The sequence below is a fragment of the Chitinophaga sp. Ak27 genome, assembly GCF_012726295.1.
Classification (GTDB): domain Bacteria; phylum Bacteroidota; class Bacteroidia; order Chitinophagales; family Chitinophagaceae; genus Chitinophaga.
In genome coordinates this window covers 308,556-324,422 of sequence record NZ_JABAOB010000001.1, presented here as the reverse complement: position 1 = coordinate 324,422, position 15,867 = coordinate 308,556, and the positions used below count along the sequence as shown (strand labels likewise).

General features: G+C 45.3%; 9 protein-coding genes. 4 read left to right on the top strand and 5 right to left on the bottom strand.

Annotated elements, in window-relative coordinates:
* Window positions 1-33: 33 nt before the first annotated feature.
* From HGH90_RS01250 to ligA, 3 genes are all read left to right on the top strand, one after another.
* Window positions 34-1,365: an erythromycin esterase family protein gene (locus tag HGH90_RS01250; protein ID WP_168765641.1), complete on the top strand. Its 1,332-nt coding sequence runs from the start codon at window positions 34-36 to the stop codon at window positions 1,363-1,365.
* A gap of 85 nt (window positions 1,366-1,450) precedes the next feature.
* A complete protein-coding gene (gene polX, locus HGH90_RS01245; RefSeq protein ID WP_168765640.1) occupies window positions 1,451-3,223 on the top strand; it encodes a DNA polymerase/3'-5' exonuclease PolX in 1,773 nt (590 codons plus the stop codon).
* 22 nt (window positions 3,224-3,245) lie between these two features.
* On the top strand, window positions 3,246-5,105 hold the full coding sequence (gene ligA / locus HGH90_RS01240) for an NAD-dependent DNA ligase LigA (protein WP_168765639.1): 1,860 nt from the start codon (window positions 3,246-3,248) through the stop codon (window positions 5,103-5,105).
* Window positions 5,106-5,116: 11 nt separating this feature from the next.
* Here ligA and HGH90_RS01235 read toward each other — a convergent pair whose 3' ends face one another.
* From HGH90_RS01235 to HGH90_RS01215, 5 genes are all read right to left on the bottom strand, one after another.
* Window positions 5,117-5,875, bottom strand: coding sequence for an ABC transporter permease (locus tag HGH90_RS01235; protein WP_169190187.1), 759 nt, complete (start codon window positions 5,873-5,875; stop codon window positions 5,117-5,119).
* On the bottom strand, window positions 5,876-6,847 hold the full coding sequence (locus tag HGH90_RS01230; protein WP_169190186.1) for an ATP-binding cassette domain-containing protein: 972 nt from the start codon (window positions 6,845-6,847) through the stop codon (window positions 5,876-5,878).
* Window positions 6,825-7,685 carry an MlaD family protein gene (locus HGH90_RS01225; protein ID WP_169190185.1) on the bottom strand — a complete coding sequence of 287 codons (861 nt, stop codon included), beginning with the start codon at window positions 7,683-7,685 and terminating at the stop codon, window positions 6,825-6,827. Before HGH90_RS01225 ends, HGH90_RS01230 begins: the two co-directional genes overlap by 23 nt.
* Before the next feature lie 122 nt (window positions 7,686-7,807).
* Complete coding sequence (locus tag HGH90_RS01220) at window positions 7,808-8,587, bottom strand: ABC transporter ATP-binding protein (protein ID WP_168765637.1); 780 nt, start codon at window positions 8,585-8,587, stop codon at window positions 7,808-7,810.
* Window positions 8,584-9,375: an MlaE family ABC transporter permease gene (locus HGH90_RS01215; RefSeq protein WP_247679956.1), complete on the bottom strand. Its 792-nt coding sequence runs from the start codon at window positions 9,373-9,375 to the stop codon at window positions 8,584-8,586. Before HGH90_RS01215 ends, HGH90_RS01220 begins: the two co-directional genes overlap by 4 nt.
* 348 nt (window positions 9,376-9,723) lie before the next feature.
* On the opposite strand from HGH90_RS01215, the gene HGH90_RS01210 reads away from it, so the two are divergent.
* On the top strand, window positions 9,724-15,825 hold the full coding sequence (locus tag HGH90_RS01210) for a papain-like cysteine protease family protein (RefSeq protein WP_169190184.1): 6,102 nt from the start codon (window positions 9,724-9,726) through the stop codon (window positions 15,823-15,825).
* Window positions 15,826-15,867: the final 42 nt, after the last annotated feature.

The following is a 15,867-nucleotide window of genomic DNA, read 5'->3' as shown; positions in this document are numbered from 1 at the left end:
TTATCTTAATAAAAGTATTTAAATCTTTTTGTTATGGATCATTACTTTAAGCATAATACGCTTGATACAGCAACGTCTATAGCTGATCTTCACAGGGCTGCGCACCCATTTACCCGCGGCGGGGATCTGGACCTTTTAATTGACAAACTTGGTCGTGCACGCGTGGTAATGTTGGGAGAAGCTTCGCACGGTAATCATGAATATTACAAGTGGCGTAATTACATCTCACAAAGGCTTATTGAGGAAAAGGGTTTCAATTTTATTGCAGTGGAAGGCGACTGGCCGGATTGTTACCGGTTTAACCGGTATATAAAACATTATGATCAATCGGGAAGCAGTGCATTTAATGTACTGCATTCATTTAACCGCTGGCCTACCTGGATGTGGGCCAACTGGGAAATTACAGCGCTTGGAGAATGGTTATACAATTACAATGCGTCATTGTCTGCCGAAAAGAAAATTGGTTTTTATGGGTTGGATGTATACAGCCTTTGGGAAAGTATGGAAGCCATCCTGGCTTACTTAAGAAAGGAAGATCCGGCTATGGTCAGTGTAGCAGAAGAAGCTTACCAGTGTTTTGAGCCATATCGTACAGAGGAAGGGCATGGCTATGCAAGAGCCACGGCGCTGGTGCCGGAGTTATGTAAGACAGAAGTGGTGAATCTTTTACGGGATATACGGCATCGTTTCCCTCATTACGACACAGATCATGAAAGTGCCTTTAGTACCGAACAAAATGCGCTGGTGGCGGTACATGCAGAAAATTACTATAGCGCAATGATAAAGGGGGGACCTCATTCCTGGAATATCCGTGATCTGCATATGGAAGAAACCCTCGAGCGATTATTGCAATTCCATGGAGAGCAGTCGAAAGTTATTATCTGGGCACATAATACACATGTTGGTGATGCCCGGGCCACTGATATGGCGGGTGAAGGCATGGTAAATATAGGAGAGCTTGCCAGGGCAAAGTTCGGGGAACACCAGGTCGCGCTTGTTGGTTTCGGCGCCTACCAGGGGCATGTGATAGCCGGAAAAAGATGGGGTGCCCGAATGGCAACTATGACCGTTCCGCCAGCCCAGGAGGGGAGTTGGGAGTATCTGCTTAGAAATGAGGGAAACCGTAATAAATGGTTTTTAATGGATGATCTCCGCAATACCCAGTTTCTGGAAGTGCCTGTAGGGCATCGCGCCATCGGGGTGGTTTATCATCCGGAGTACGAACGATATGGCAATTATGTGCCCAGTATCCTTCCTTTGCGCTATGATGCTTTCATTTACCTGGATCACGTTACTGCCCTTCATCCGCTGCACATCAAGCCGGATGGCACTCAAATGCCCGAAACCTATCCTTTCGGCGTTTGATGCTTATGATAAAAGTCATGCGGGTGCTTGATGCCGCTCATCTTTTTTTTGATGGGAATCCTGGTTCTTTGCTATAAAAGCATTTATGGTTACCGTTGTTAAAACAAAGGCTGACTATAACACCGCCTTACGTAATATTTTTCACCAGATGTCGGCCTGTTACCGTTACCTGGGGCCGGCGGAACGTTTCCGTGCCATCGCATATGAAGTTGCTTCCAGAACACTGACCAACCTGCAGCGTGATGTGAGTGAATATGCAGGGGATATTCAATCTCTTGATAAATTAAAAGGAATAGGAGAGAGCATTGCCGAAAAGATCATAGAATATATTCACACCGGCAAAATTAAAACTTTTGAAGCGCTGAAACGGAAAGTACCGATGGAGCTACTGGAGCTGATGGACATGAATGGGATGGGCCCTGCTACTGTAAAGGTTTTACATGATCAGTTAGGGATTAAGAATCGTGAAGACCTGGCTGCGGCTATTGCTGCAGGCAAGCTGGAGAGCATAAGGGGCATCGGCGCCCGGAAAATTGCCAACATGCAACGTGGTTTGAAGATGCATAAAACAGCATTAAACCGCATGTTATTATGGGATGCGCTAAAGACGGGACACGAGCTATTGCTGGTAATTAAAACGCTCCCCGGAGTGAAGAAAGCTGAGCTGGCTGGAAGTCTCAGAAGAAGAAAAGAGACAATAGGTGATATTGATATCGTTGTTCAGGCCGAAAAGATCGCCCGCAAAGGGTTGACAAATACGCTGGTAAAATCCGGGATTGTATCCAGGGTTATTTCGAGAGGCGATACGCGTGTAAGTATAATATTGCGTAGTGAAATGCAGGCTGATATCAGGATCGTGGATAAACATGAATTTGGCGCCGCCATGCTGTATTTTACCGGTTCCCGGGACCACAATGTGAAATTGCGTACACTTGCAGGAAATAAAGGGTATAAGCTCAATGAATATGGTTTATTTAGTGTAGAAACAGGCGCCTACCTGGCCGGCAAAACCGAAGAGGAAATATATGACCGGCTGGGGCTTCAATATATTGAACCGGAATTGCGTGAGGAAAAGGGAGAAATAGAGAAGGCCGCGAAAAACAAGCTTCCGGTACTTGTTACAGTTAACCAGATAAAAGGAGATATGCAGATGCACAGTCGTTGGAGTGATGGCGAAGAGCAAATTGAAGATATCGCCCAATTTATACGACGTGCCTTCCCTCACTACGAATACATTGTAATAACGGATCATTCACCCAGTGAACGGGTGGCCCATGGGTTACAGCCATCAGATTTCACCAGGCAGTTTAAAGAGATAGATAAAATCAATACGAAGCTGGGGTTTAAGTTCATAAAAAAAGGGGTAGAGGTAGATATATTGGCCGATGGTCAGCTGGACTTACCCGATACGTTATTAAAGCAATTTGATTGGGTGGTAGCAGCTATTCATAGCGGTTTTACACACGATAATACGGCAAGGCTAATAAAAGCCTGCAATCATCCGTATGTCAATTGTATCGGACATCCCAGTGGAAGAATAATAGGCAGCCGTGAAGCCTATGCGGTGAACTGGGAGCAGCTTTTTCTCAGCGCCGCAGCTACAAATACCTGTATGGAGATCAATGCCCAGCCGAGCCGCCTGGATTTATGGGATGACCTTATACGGATGGCGCTAAACAAAGGAGTATGCCTTACCATCAGCACAGATGCACATGCATTAACGCAGTATGAATTTATGCAGCTCGGTGTATGGACGGCAAGAAGGGGTGGTTGCAGGCGAAAGGATATTCTGAACACCCGGTGTTGGAATGAAATTGAAGATTGGAAGATGAAAAAAAGGGCGGTCCTTCCTGCATAACTATCACCCTAAGAGATTTGTTATGACATATAGCAACAAAGAAGAATCCCGTCTTCGCCAGCTGTCAGAAAAGTTATTAGCCGGTATAAAGGGCGGTAGTCCTATATCAACCAGTAAGCGCGCCCTAACAGACTTGCGAAGCGTAATTACCTATCATAACTGGCGTTATTATCAAAAAAACGACCCACTGCTAAGTGATTATGAATATGATCAGCTTTTCAAACACCTGCAGAAGCTGGAAGAAAAATACCCTCAACAGCGTAGTGCAGGTTCACCCACGGCGCATGTAGGTTCAGATAATGGAGGCATATTTCCGACCGTTGCACATCTTGCACCGATGTTGAGTTTGGATAATACCTACAATACAAGTGATCTTGAGGAATGGGATCAAAGGATACGGCGTATCACGGGGCAATCCGCTGTAGAGTACTGTATTGAACCAAAATTGGATGGCGCCGGTATTTCCCTGATTTATAGGGATGATCAACTGATTCAGGGAGCTACCAGAGGTGATGGCGCGGAAGGGGAAGATATTACAGCCAATCTCCGTCAACTGGCCTTCATTCCGGCTACCATACCATTTAGTAATCTGGGCATCCGCCTGATTGAATTGAGGGGAGAAGTGCTCATCAGTAAAAAAGACTTCATTGCCTTTAATAAAGAGCGTAGTAAGCTACAGCTGCCTCTCATGGCCAATCCACGCAATGCAGCAGCAGGGACATTGCGTTTGCTGGACCCTGGCATCGCCAGGCAAAGGCCATTGGAGGTTTTTCTTTACCAGATAAGTTATTATGAACTGAAACCAGGTAAGCCTGTTCCGCTGGTATTGAGTAAGCAGGACGAGATTCTTTCAGTATTGTCGCAATTAGGTTTTCATACCACTTACCGGCAACAGAAGACGCTTACTGGTATAGCGGATGCGATAGCTTGGTGTCGTGCCTTTAATGAAAAAAGGGACCAGCTGCCTTATGAAATAGATGGATTAGTGATAAAGGTAAATGCCACCTATTTTTATTCTGCGCTAGGCATGACCAGCCACCATCCACGTTGGGCGGTAGCTTACAAATTTCAGCCACGGCAGCACAACAGCAAGTTGAATAAAGTAATATTTACCGTGGGACGTACGGGTGCCGTAACTCCGGTAGCAAAGATAGATCCCGTATCTATTGGCGGCGTAACGGTTAGTGCCGTTTCCCTGTTCAACGAGCAAATGATCAAAAAACTCGATCTGCGGATTGGAGATACGGTGTTAGTAGAAAGGGCAGGGGATGTTATCCCTCATGTAGTTAAAGCTATCAAAGAAGTGCGGAAAGGGACTGAAAAGCGGGTGATTTTTCCACATACATGTCCTGCTTGCGGAGCCAGGCTATCGCAAACACCCGGGGAGGCGCAGTGGTATTGCACAAATCCGCATTGCCCGGCACAGGTAATTGAACATATTCTTCATTTTTCAGGACGTAAGGCAATGGATATCAAAGGGCTTGGAGAAAGCCATGTACAAATGTTTTTTGACCGGCAATTATTAAAAGATATTCCATCCATTTATCAAATGGACTATGATAAAATTGCTGCACTGGAAGGCTGGGGGAATAAATCGGCGGCAAGATTGCGAAAGGCAGTAGAACATTCGAAACAACAACCGCTTGACCACCTTATTTATGGCCTTGGAATAAGATATGTAGGAGAAACATCAGCAAAGGTGCTTGCCGGTGCTGTTCATCAGCTGATGGATCTGGCAGATTACTCTGTGTCACAGCTGGCTGCATTAACGGATATTGGACCAAAGGTAGCAGCCAGTATTTTTGAGTTCTTTCACGATAAGGATAATATACGCATGTTGCAAAAACTGGCGCACCTGGGGGTAAATGTACGTGGCAAATGAGCCAACCTGGTTTATAATTTCATTCTGTTGAATGCCCACGTGCCAACAGCAATCAGGACAACATCAAACAAAAGCAGGACAGAAATATCAAGGTGGAGAGGCATTGCTGCGCTTTTAAGGATCACATTGCGTAAGGCATCTACCGCGTAGGTGGCTGGGTCTGTATGCGTCAGGATTTTCATCCAGGAGGGCAGCTTACCGAGAGGATAAAGACTTCCAGACAACAAAAATAGCGGGTATACTACAAAGCTGGATACAAGGCCAAAGCTTTCGGGACTCTCCAGGAAAGACCCGATGATCAGACCAAGACTCACCAGCCCAATGGCGAAAATAAACAGTATCGCCAGTGATATCGGCACATTGACAATAGTAAATGGAATGCCCAGAAAGCACCCAATGATGATAAGTATGCAAGCTTGCAGTAATGCATCTGTCATTCCACCGATTACTTTACCAATGAAAATGGTGGTGCGGGACAACGGTGCGATTAGCACTTCTTTCAAAAAATCTATTTTTTTATCCCAGACAATATACGCGCCATTAAACAATGAGCTGAAGATAATTGTCATAACGAGAAATCCCGGGAAAATGAAATGCCGGTAAGAGGTATCGCCTGCTGACGTAATAGATCCCACACCACTTCCGAAAATGAAGTACCAGAATATCGGCAAAAAAATGGCTGATACAATTCTACTCTGCTCATTTAGGAATACTTTGAACTCCCGGTACCACAGGGCATAGACGCCTTTCAGGAATTTTTTCAGCTTCATTTATTTTTGTTTTGCTTTTGTTAAGGAACGGATATGTTCTAATGTACCTCCTTCGCTTTCTCTGATTTCTTTCCCGGTATAAGAAAGAAATACATCGTTAAGGTCAGGAGCGCGGACTTCAATAAAATCTATTTCACCAGCTACGGTTAATAACAGGTATAAATTTTTTGCTGCATTGTCTATAGTAATTTCCACACGCCCATCCAATACTTCTATCTTTTTTACAAATGGTAACCGTCTTAAATTATCCAACGGAATATGCGTTCCTTTTAGCGATATCAAATCACCTGCAATGGTTTGACGGAGGTTTTCGGTGGTGTCATTGGCGACGATTTTTCCATGATCGATGATGGCAACGCGACTACAAAGTCTTTCTGCTTCTTCCATATAATGTGTAGTAAGCACAACAGTCATTCCTGTTTTCCTGGTGAGCGATTGAATATATTGCCAGATATGCTCTCTTGTTTGCGGATCAAGTCCGAGAGTTGGTTCATCGAGGAAGAGCACTTCCGGCTGATGAAGTAATCCCCTGGCAATTTCCATGCGGCGTCGCATACCCCCTGAATATGTTTTGACTTTATCATGTTTTCTTTTTTCCAGATCCACCAGCATAAGCACTTCATCAATTCTTTTGTTGATCGATTTTATTGGGATATTATAAAGCAGCGCATGAAGTTTAAGGTTCTCATATCCCGACAGCAGTTCATCTGAACTGGGGTCCTGGAATACCATTCCAATGGACTGACGTACTTTATCTGCCTGGGTACTAGTATCAAAACCATTGATAGTTGCATAGCCGGCACTGGGCTGGAGGAGCGTGGAAAGCATCATCAGCAGGGTAGTTTTACCAGCTCCATTGGGGCCCAGCAATCCAAAAATTTCCCCTCTCGCAATTGTGAGGTTGATGTGATCTACTGCCACCAGGTTTCTATACCGCTTTTCCAGGTTTTTAATTTCGATGGCTGCTATCATTGCTATTGCCTTTGTTTTTTTTGAAATACCCCCTGAAAAGAAAATTGTGTTGGATAGCTTTGAGATCTTCATCCAGTTTCTGGCTGCTTGTTTTCAGGTTGTTAATAGTTTCCTGGAGATCCTTTGCGGCCGTTTTATCGTTCAGTAATACCCCAAGGGGATTGTCTGTTGCTCTTAAATTACTGCTGGATTTCTGGAGATTATCAACGATTAAAGAGGCGGATGTACCTGCCTCTTTAATTTGTGTTATCGTTTCCTGCAGATCCCTGAAGATAGAGGTGTCGGATAATAATTCATTGACCAGCCCGTTTTGATTGTTTAGCCGTTCAGTAAAATTGGTTATGTTGGTCATTGCCTTCTCGCTTTTTAAAGTGGTTGTTTTAAGCTGAGTAGCGATGGCCTGGATATCCCGAACAATCGCATCGTCGTTGACGAGCGTACCGATAGTGCCATTTCCGTTTGCAATTTTCTCTGAAAATTTTTTAAGATTACCGGTGATCTCCAACAGGTTCTTGTTACTGGATTGCAGCACGGTAAGCATTTCGTCGGTAGTAGTTCCTTTGTCACTTTCAAGATAACCATCATTGGATATAATACCGGTACTCGCTGTACCACAGGAAATGACAACGATCCTGTTGCCGATAAAGCCATCGGTGCTTATTTTGGCGCGTGCATCTTTATAAATGTGCGATTGTGCCAGTGCTTCAATATTGAGTGTAACAGCTACCTGTTTTTCTCCATAGAAAGTGATCTTTTTTACGGTACCTACTTTCACGCCGGCGAGCCATACATTATTGCCTGCCTGCAGTCCACCTACATCATAAAAAAGTACATTCAATGTGAACTTTTTTGAAAAAAATTTTTGCTGGCTTCCGATGGTGAAGATGCCCACGATGAATATAATTATACCAATGAGGATAAAAATACCAACTATAAATGGCCGTTTATAATCCGCTTTGTTCATTGGTCGAGTATGAAATTGTAGTCGTAAAAAGCTCTGATCCGGCTGTCGTCCGTACTAAACACTTCGTCAAAACTTCCCTGTTTCAGGAATTTTCCATCGGCCAGCATTACGATACGATCGCCTATGGATCTGGCACAGGTTAGATCGTGTGTAATGATGATGGAACTTGTATTATATTGTTCCTGTACTTCTTTGATAAGACGGTTAATCTCCACACAGGTAATGGGATCGAGGCCGCCAGTAGGTTCGTCGTACAGGATGATCTCAGGCTGGAGCACGAGCATACGAGCGATACCAATTCTTTTTTTCTGGCCACCGGAAAGTTCGGCTGGCATTTGGTCTACCGTTTGCCGAAGACCTACATCATCCAGTACCTGATCTATAGCTTCGTTTACCTGCTTCCTGGTAAGATTCCTTTTATTTCGTACCAATGGGAATTCGATATTTTCCCATACTGTCATGCCATCATATAGGGCGCTGCTCTGGAAGGAGAACCCTATTTTCAGCCGCAGCGCATGAAGCGTTTTTATATCCAGTTGTGCTACGTCTTGTCCGAGTATTTTAATATGGCCATTATCCGGTTGCAGGAGCCCTGCAATGATTTTTATCAATACAGATTTGCCGCTCCCGGAACGGCCCAGTATTACCACATTTTCTCCCTTGTATACTTCCAGGTCTATGCCTTTCAATACTTCCAGGTCATCGAAAGATTTGTTCAGATCTTTTAACGAAATGACGGTGATGGCTTTGTCAATATTTGATATCTCATTTTTCACCGGAAATAGTTAACGAATTGAACAATGATCATTTCTTCTATGAATATCAGGAACATGGAAAGCACTACTGCGGCATTGGCAGCTCTTCCTACGCCGACAGTTCCTTGTGTGGCGTGGTATCCTTTAAAGCAGCCGGTTATGCCGATCGTGAATCCGTATACTACTGCCTTGATAAAAGATGCAAACAGGTCGAGAAACGAGATTTTCGCAAAAGCATCCTGGATAAATGAGGTGAAGCTGGTTAATTCGTTGGTATGGATGTTTAGATAGCCGCCTATCAGACCTATAAATGCGAAATAGGTCACGAGTATCGGTAACGATACTGTAATGGCCAGTACCCTGGTAACAACCAGGAAATTGAAAGGATTGGTGGATGAGACTTCCATCGCATCGATTTGCTCTGTTACCCTCATAGATCCCAGTTCTGCTCCCATGTTGGAGCCAACTTTACCTGCAATGACCAGCGCCGTAATAAGAGGAGCCAGGGCCCGTATAACTGCAATAGAAATTAAAGATGGCAACCAGGATGTGGCGCCAAACTCTGAAAGGGAGGGGCGCGATTGTTTGGTAAAAACAATCCCTGTGATAAAGGCGGTTAAGGTGATAATTCCGAGCGAACGGTATCCTATTTCATAACATTGTCTGATAATTTCTCTGAATTCATAAGGAGGAACAAATACCTCCCGGAGAAAACGGAGAATGAACCCATATACATTATATATCCCTGTGAAGAAATCCCGCATTTTCTTCTCCCATGTCACTTTCCTGATATCTCCCAAGGCTGCCATAACTTGCAGATATTATAATTATAAATTTGATATTTTTTCCCGGCCATAATAATGACAGAGATCAGCAATTGTTATGACTTTGCTCACAAAGATGGGATCCAGGTGGTTATTATCTTCCGTAGAATTACGCCCGCAAAAATGCCAGCCATATACGTACTTCTACTGAATTTTTAATTTTGGCAGCTAAAAAGTTTGCTGCCATGCACTAAACGATTAATTTTATTCATTCATTATCCAATAACAAATACAAACCCCTTAAAACCATATATTCAAACCCCAGTTAATAATAATGCTTATACGTACCTAGCAACCCCAATACACATATTCATAACCCCAAATTGAAACTCAATGTTAACGATCCAAAAGTCGTTCCGCTATGCTGCGGACGCTACTAAGCTGCCGTTTAGTAAAGTTCCTATTAACGTCGGCTATCCTGTATTCTCTTTCAAGACCGGTGATACCAGCGGCCTGGTGACCCGGGAAAAGTCAGGTGATGCCACTATTAGCTTTTCGCAGGAAATAAGTGCCACCACCTACTTTAGTGCGCTTCCGGAGGGCAGTATGTTCAGTACTGCTTATGATTTGCTGGCCAAATTTTTCCAGCTTCATTTTAATTCGTCGTCCATTACAGGTGTCACCTTGAACGACATTTCTATCAGCCTCCAGGTAACATATGGAGGTACCGGTAGTGCTGCAGCTGCCACCGTATTGGAAGGTATTTATTTCCTGAAAGATCTTGCACCGGCACAAAGGTCGCTGCGACTGCTAAATGCAAACGCAGCCGATGGAAATGCCGAACTTTACATCAACAAAAACCTTTATCTTCTCAACAAGTCGGTGTACCTGAAATTCCTGGAGAAATTTGGAAATATTTCCCCCGACCAGGAAGGATTTTACCTGTTGTATGTGATTAACCAGCTGGTAGATCTCAGCGGACAAGCGCCCGCACTGCGCACAGATATTGATGATGCGCTGAAAACAAAAATTGCCGGCATATTAGGTGCATTGGGTGTGCAGGAAACAAACATCAAACAGGTGATTGACTACACGATGGCCAATTTTGCCCAGCTATTTGATTTTTCATTGCTGATGCCGGAGCTGAAAACAGTGGATATCAATGGTACTTTTGAAGTAGTGAGTACCGATAACACAGATGTTGGGTTTACAGACCTGTTGCTTTTTGATCTATCGGTCGAATATGCTGCTCATATTGCGGATAACACTTCTTTGATGCAGATCCTGCATTTCGACTGGATGGCCCATAAAACGGATTTTCACAGCGGCAAGATCAAGTTCTCCTTTACACAGGACAACCCACTGTTGCAGAGCAATGTGGATGGCGTGATCTCTGTAAAAGTGAAGAATTTTGATAAGACAATTATCTGGTCAAAAGATTACCGGGTAGATGATGCTGCGCTGGGAAGTCTCGCTATTTCAGTTCCACTGCAACGGCCCAACGTAATTACCTCCGGGGATAAAAGCGGCAGCAAAGATGAAAACAAGCGCCTGAGAGGGCAGCTGGTAGAGCTGAGTAAGCAATGCGACCTGAAAGGCGTTACTGTGCTGGTGCAGGCGAAGAAAGCCGAAGATCAGCCCTGGCAGATAGTCGGTGCAGCCGACGCAGATAGCGCCGGTAATTTTTCCATGGCCTATCCTTTCGGGGTATATATTGCGGCGCAGGCGTTGGTGTCGCTTACCCCGCAAAGCCCGGTAGCAATCGCCACAGATCCGGCTTCCAAAAATAACCAGTCCATTTCCGCAGATTTCCTGTACCTGCTGGTGAATGGCGCTGATTGTACCCCGGCAAACGATAGCCATGGGGATGATGACTGTGCATGTCATTCCGTAAAGAAATCAGGCCGGTTACCTGGCCAGGAAGACCTGATCAACTCTGACCAGTATTCCCAGGACATTGGCGGTTCTTGCGTGAACTTGTCAACCCCCAACCGCACCTTAAGAGAATATAACTACCAGGCGATCGTGCGTACCTCTGACCCGGATGTATCGAATTATACCCTGCGGAAGCTGGAGAATGGCACCTTTGAACTGGTAGGGGATAATAAGAAGATTAAGCGCGCAGCAGTAGACCTGGATAACCCGGTAAGATGGCAGGATGCCCCGGATGCCGGCGATAACCTCTCTTTTTACCAGTCTGTAACCGTAGCTACCGGTCATATTCTGCATTATAAATCAGAGTTTAAGGCTGATGGATATTCCATGGGAGATCTCCTGTATTCCCTGGCCCTGGCTCCCGGGCAGAAAAAACAGATGGTAGTGATTGATGCAACGCACTCCCTGTTAGGCGCCGAAAATCAATCTATCGCGCAAGGGGAAAGCCTGGCAGCTAACCTGCTAAATGACCGCTCAATCACCGATCAGCTGGGAGGCAATATCAACGAAGCCTTGCAGGGCAGTAGTTCCGCGTCTACCAGCGGTGTCAGTGCCGGTTTAGGCGTTGGCGTTAGCTATGGCGGCATAGGCGCTTCTTTGGGCGTTGCCGGCGGTTATTCCAATTCCAACTCCAGTGCGTCGCAAAACAGCTCCCGCAACGTATCGCAGTTCTTCGGGGAAAGGCTGCGCCAGTCCATTATGCAGAATGCAGAAAGCTACCGGCGGTTGAACGCCTCTGTAGTGACTTCTGTACAGGAGGGGCAAACATATGGCGCTACCGCGGATGTAGTGTCCAATCATAACCACTGCCACGCTCTGACGATGATGTATTTTGAAGTACTGCGTCATTTTGCCATCTACCAGGAACTGGTGAATGTAGAAGAATGTGTGTTTGTTCCGCTGCTGATGACCAATTTTACGACAGATAATATCTTCAAATGGTCTGATATCCTGGCAAAGAACCTGTTGCCCATGTCTTCCAACACCTACCTGAAGCCGTTCAGCTTTTTCTACGGAAGGCCACAGCACCCGCTGCTGAAGGCATTTGATGCCAATGAAAGGATTAAGACGAATTATGCGCATGTAGATTATCCGACGGGATCTTACGACCAGGAGCCTATCAGCTTTGTAAAAGGAGATATTAATATCCGCACAAATCTGCAAAGGCCTAAAACCAAATACGATCGCATCAAGTCTTTGCCCATTATCACCAAAACGGTAACGAAAGAGGTAACCGATGCGCGTAGCATAGCCAAAAGCGCTATGCTGGGTGTAATGACCGGCGGCCTGTCTTTTCTCTTTGGTTCCGATGGCTCTCATACAGAAACGGAGGAAATACTGGCGAAGGAAAAGATCTTCGATTCTTTCATGCAGCTGGATGCTAACTACGAATATGTACCGCCGGCAAAATGTATCCGGGTGGTAAACTTCGAAGCTTTCAGCATTAAGTTCTCCGGTATCAATATCACTATTTCCCCGGTAGATTTTTTCCAGAACGGCATCGTAGATAAGAAGCTGTGGGACGCTTATGCCTCTATCCTGGGATATAATAATACCCTGGAAATGCTGGACTACTACTTCAAAGGCAGGCTTATATCCGAATGGGACGATATCTATTACAATGATATTGCACCAGTGGTTTTTGATAAGATCGTAGACAGTATCCGCCTGGAATATATCGGCACTGATATGACCAGCACTTCCCGGTATAAGGGTGGTGAGCGTGTGATGCGCATTAATTTTGAAGGTACCACCAGCAAACGCCGCGTTGATTTTCCATTGACCATGAAAATGTTCTGTAACAGCCCGGTGATAAAAACATTAAAAGACCTGGTAACGCTTACCGTAGAAAATGTGCGTATTGCCTATTCTACGCCTCACTTCAACGGATTGTTATACAGCGGCAGTGTGGGCGACGACCTGCTCGATGATACCTTGCTCTACATTCCTGAAAACGCGGACGAGAAAAAAGATCCACGTAAAGAAGACCGCTACCTGGTGCAGAAGCTGATAGAACATCTCAACAGTAACCTGGAGCATTATAATAAAGCGCTGTGGTATAACCTCGATGCAGACAGGAGGTTTATGTTGTTGGATGGTTTTAACATCCAGATCTTTAATGATTTTGGGATACCGGTAGGTTTCAGAAGCCTGGCGTCTGTCGTGAAAAATCAGCTGATCAGTATTGTAGGTAATTCCCTTGTACTGCCCGTAGCGCCCGGTTATAAGGTGAGTCAGTCTTTCATCACAGAAAAAACCGGCGATGGCGTAGAACAGGAAATAACCCTGCTGGATCACTATCAGCCTATTACCCCGGTTCCTCCTTACCGGATCAGCATTCCTACCAGGGGCGTGTTTATGGAAGCAGTACAGGGCGCCTGCGATGCTTGTGAGAAGGTAAAAGAAAACTCTTCACAGGATTGGAATAAGTTCCCAACTGATGAACCGTCACAAATTAATCCGATAACGCCGCCCGTACCGACTGTTACCGACTGGAAGGCAACCTTCAAGGATTTTGCTACGCCAATCGTCAATATCCAGAATGCGCCGGCAACACCGGAACCAGGCGCCGGACTGGCAGGTATAACAGAACTGTTGGGCAAGGCAGGCATCTTCAAGGATATTACCGGTCTGGATGCTAATCAGCAGAATGCTATTAAAACCTATCTCTCCAACCAGGAAAATGCGAAAGCATTTGCAGAAATGGCGAAGAGCATGGCAATGCAGGGACATAATACCGATAACTCTTCCAAGATTATGGATACCCTGAAAAATGCAAAAGATTCAGGTGCTATCAGCAGTGAAGATTACGGTAAGCTGGTGAAAGAACACCTGCAACAGCAGATCGACGGCGGAGCAACCAAAAAAGCAGAGTTGGAAAAAGAAAAAGCCACGCAGAAACCTACGTTAACAGATGCTGCTGTAAAAGCTGCAGACCAGGGTAAGGACGTGAAAGCCCAGAAAACTGATCCGGAAGGTAACATAGAATCCGTAGAAATCAGCAGCGGCGGCAAGAACGGTGCTGTGTTGGCTGCTGTAGAAGGCGTTGTTCCCAAATTGCAACAGGATAACAACCTGGCCTGCTGGGCGACAGCCGCTGCGATGATGGTCAGCTGGAAGATGAAAAAGCCTATGACGGTTCCAACAGTACTGGCGCTGGCCGGCGATGAATACGTAGATAAATTTACGAATAAGCAGGGACTAAAGTCGAGTGAGAAAGAAGCATTTATCGGTAAACTGGGCATGGTGGGCGAACCTCCTGCGGACTACCCGGTACAACAGTACATCGACTGGATGAAGGCTTATGGTCCGTTGTGGATTACTACAGATGCCAGTGTGGCTACTGGTATGTTCTCGCCTCATGCCCGTATCCTCACCAGGATTGAAGGCACTGGTAACCCTAATGGAACAGGTACTTACTTTATCTTCAATGATCCGGCTACCGGCTCAGAAAAATCACAGAGCTTCCTTGAATTCATCGCGGCATTTGAACAGATGGTGACGGATAATAAATCTGATAACCTGTTTGTACAGGTGGTGCACTTCAAAGACAAAATTGACGATACCTCCGAAGGCTACCAGATAGAAGGACCATGGAATCTTAATAATCCTGTGCATGAAAATGTGACGCTGGCGGCGCTGATCAAATCATCCGTCGGCGTTCCTACCACCACCAAAGTGGGCAGCGACAAGGCGGTGAATGAATTTTTCCGCGGGGTTATATGGAACGACGATCCGGCCATTCTGTTGTTTGATGAAAACAAGTATGATAACTGGGATTTCTCCAGCGGTATTATATGGAAGAACAAGTTTGACACAGCCGGCAAGGCCAGTGCCAATGATCTGAAAAACCTCACCGGCAGATCCCACTACTGGGACATGCAGTTTCTGCATGGTATGGCATCTGCAATAGGAGAGGATCCTAAAGATACGCAGGCTAAAGTTTTGCTTTGGGCGGAATTCATGTATAAACTGTCCATCAATGAAGGAATTATGGATACGGATACGCTAAAGTCGGTGCCGGTCACCAGTAAATTTGGTAGTACCACCTATTCGGTAAATTCGTTCTTTACAACGGCTTCTGATCCACTGGAAACAGATACCATTAATACGCTGCTTAACCGCAATACAAAATGCGTATTCCTCAACAACTCCAGGAGAGCCATTGGATCCCTGATGCACCTGATCCAGGATTCCTTTGCCAAAGGGCATGTAAGAAGGGTGCTGAAGAACCCCGGCGATCTTAAACCAGGTACTACTGACCAGTTCCAGCCTGGAAAGTTCGGAGATTACGGAGACATCCAGAACTTCCATTGCTACAAAGGACAGAATCATGATGATCATGATAAATATGATAAGTATGATACCAGTCTTTTAGATACCAGCAAACCGGAAACCTTCAATGGATTGATCGGTGCGAGAAACGCGATTGATTTTTGCACCAGGTTGCTTAATTTTTGGAAAGCCCGAACACCGTATGCGAATGGCCCCAAAGTGATGTTTGAAAATGAAATATTCAAACTCGCTCCCGGAGCTACTCCTGCGGATGCCACTGTGTAATATCAGTTGGTGTATTTTTAGGCCGGTTGAAAGCAGCAATGC

Bases quoted from the DNA above. Each gene is read 5' to 3' on its own strand.
- HGH90_RS01215 (WP_247679956.1), bottom strand. From the start codon at position 9,375: ATGGCAGCCTTGGGAGATATCAGGAAAGTGACATGGGAGAAGAAAATG.
- HGH90_RS01230 (WP_169190186.1), bottom strand. From the start codon at position 6,847: ATGATAGCAGCCATCGAAATTAAAAACCTGGAAAAGCGGTATAGAAAC.
- polX (WP_168765640.1), top strand. From the start codon at position 1,451: ATGGTTACCGTTGTTAAAACAAAGGCTGACTATAACACCGCCTTACGT.
- HGH90_RS01210 (WP_169190184.1), top strand. From the start codon at position 9,724: ATGTTAACGATCCAAAAGTCGTTCCGCTATGCTGCGGACGCTACTAAG.
- ligA (WP_168765639.1), top strand. From the start codon at position 3,246: ATGACATATAGCAACAAAGAAGAATCCCGTCTTCGCCAGCTGTCAGAA.
- HGH90_RS01235 (WP_169190187.1), bottom strand. From the start codon at position 5,875: ATGAAGCTGAAAAAATTCCTGAAAGGCGTCTATGCCCTGTGGTACCGG.
- HGH90_RS01250 (WP_168765641.1), top strand. From the start codon at position 34: ATGGATCATTACTTTAAGCATAATACGCTTGATACAGCAACGTCTATA.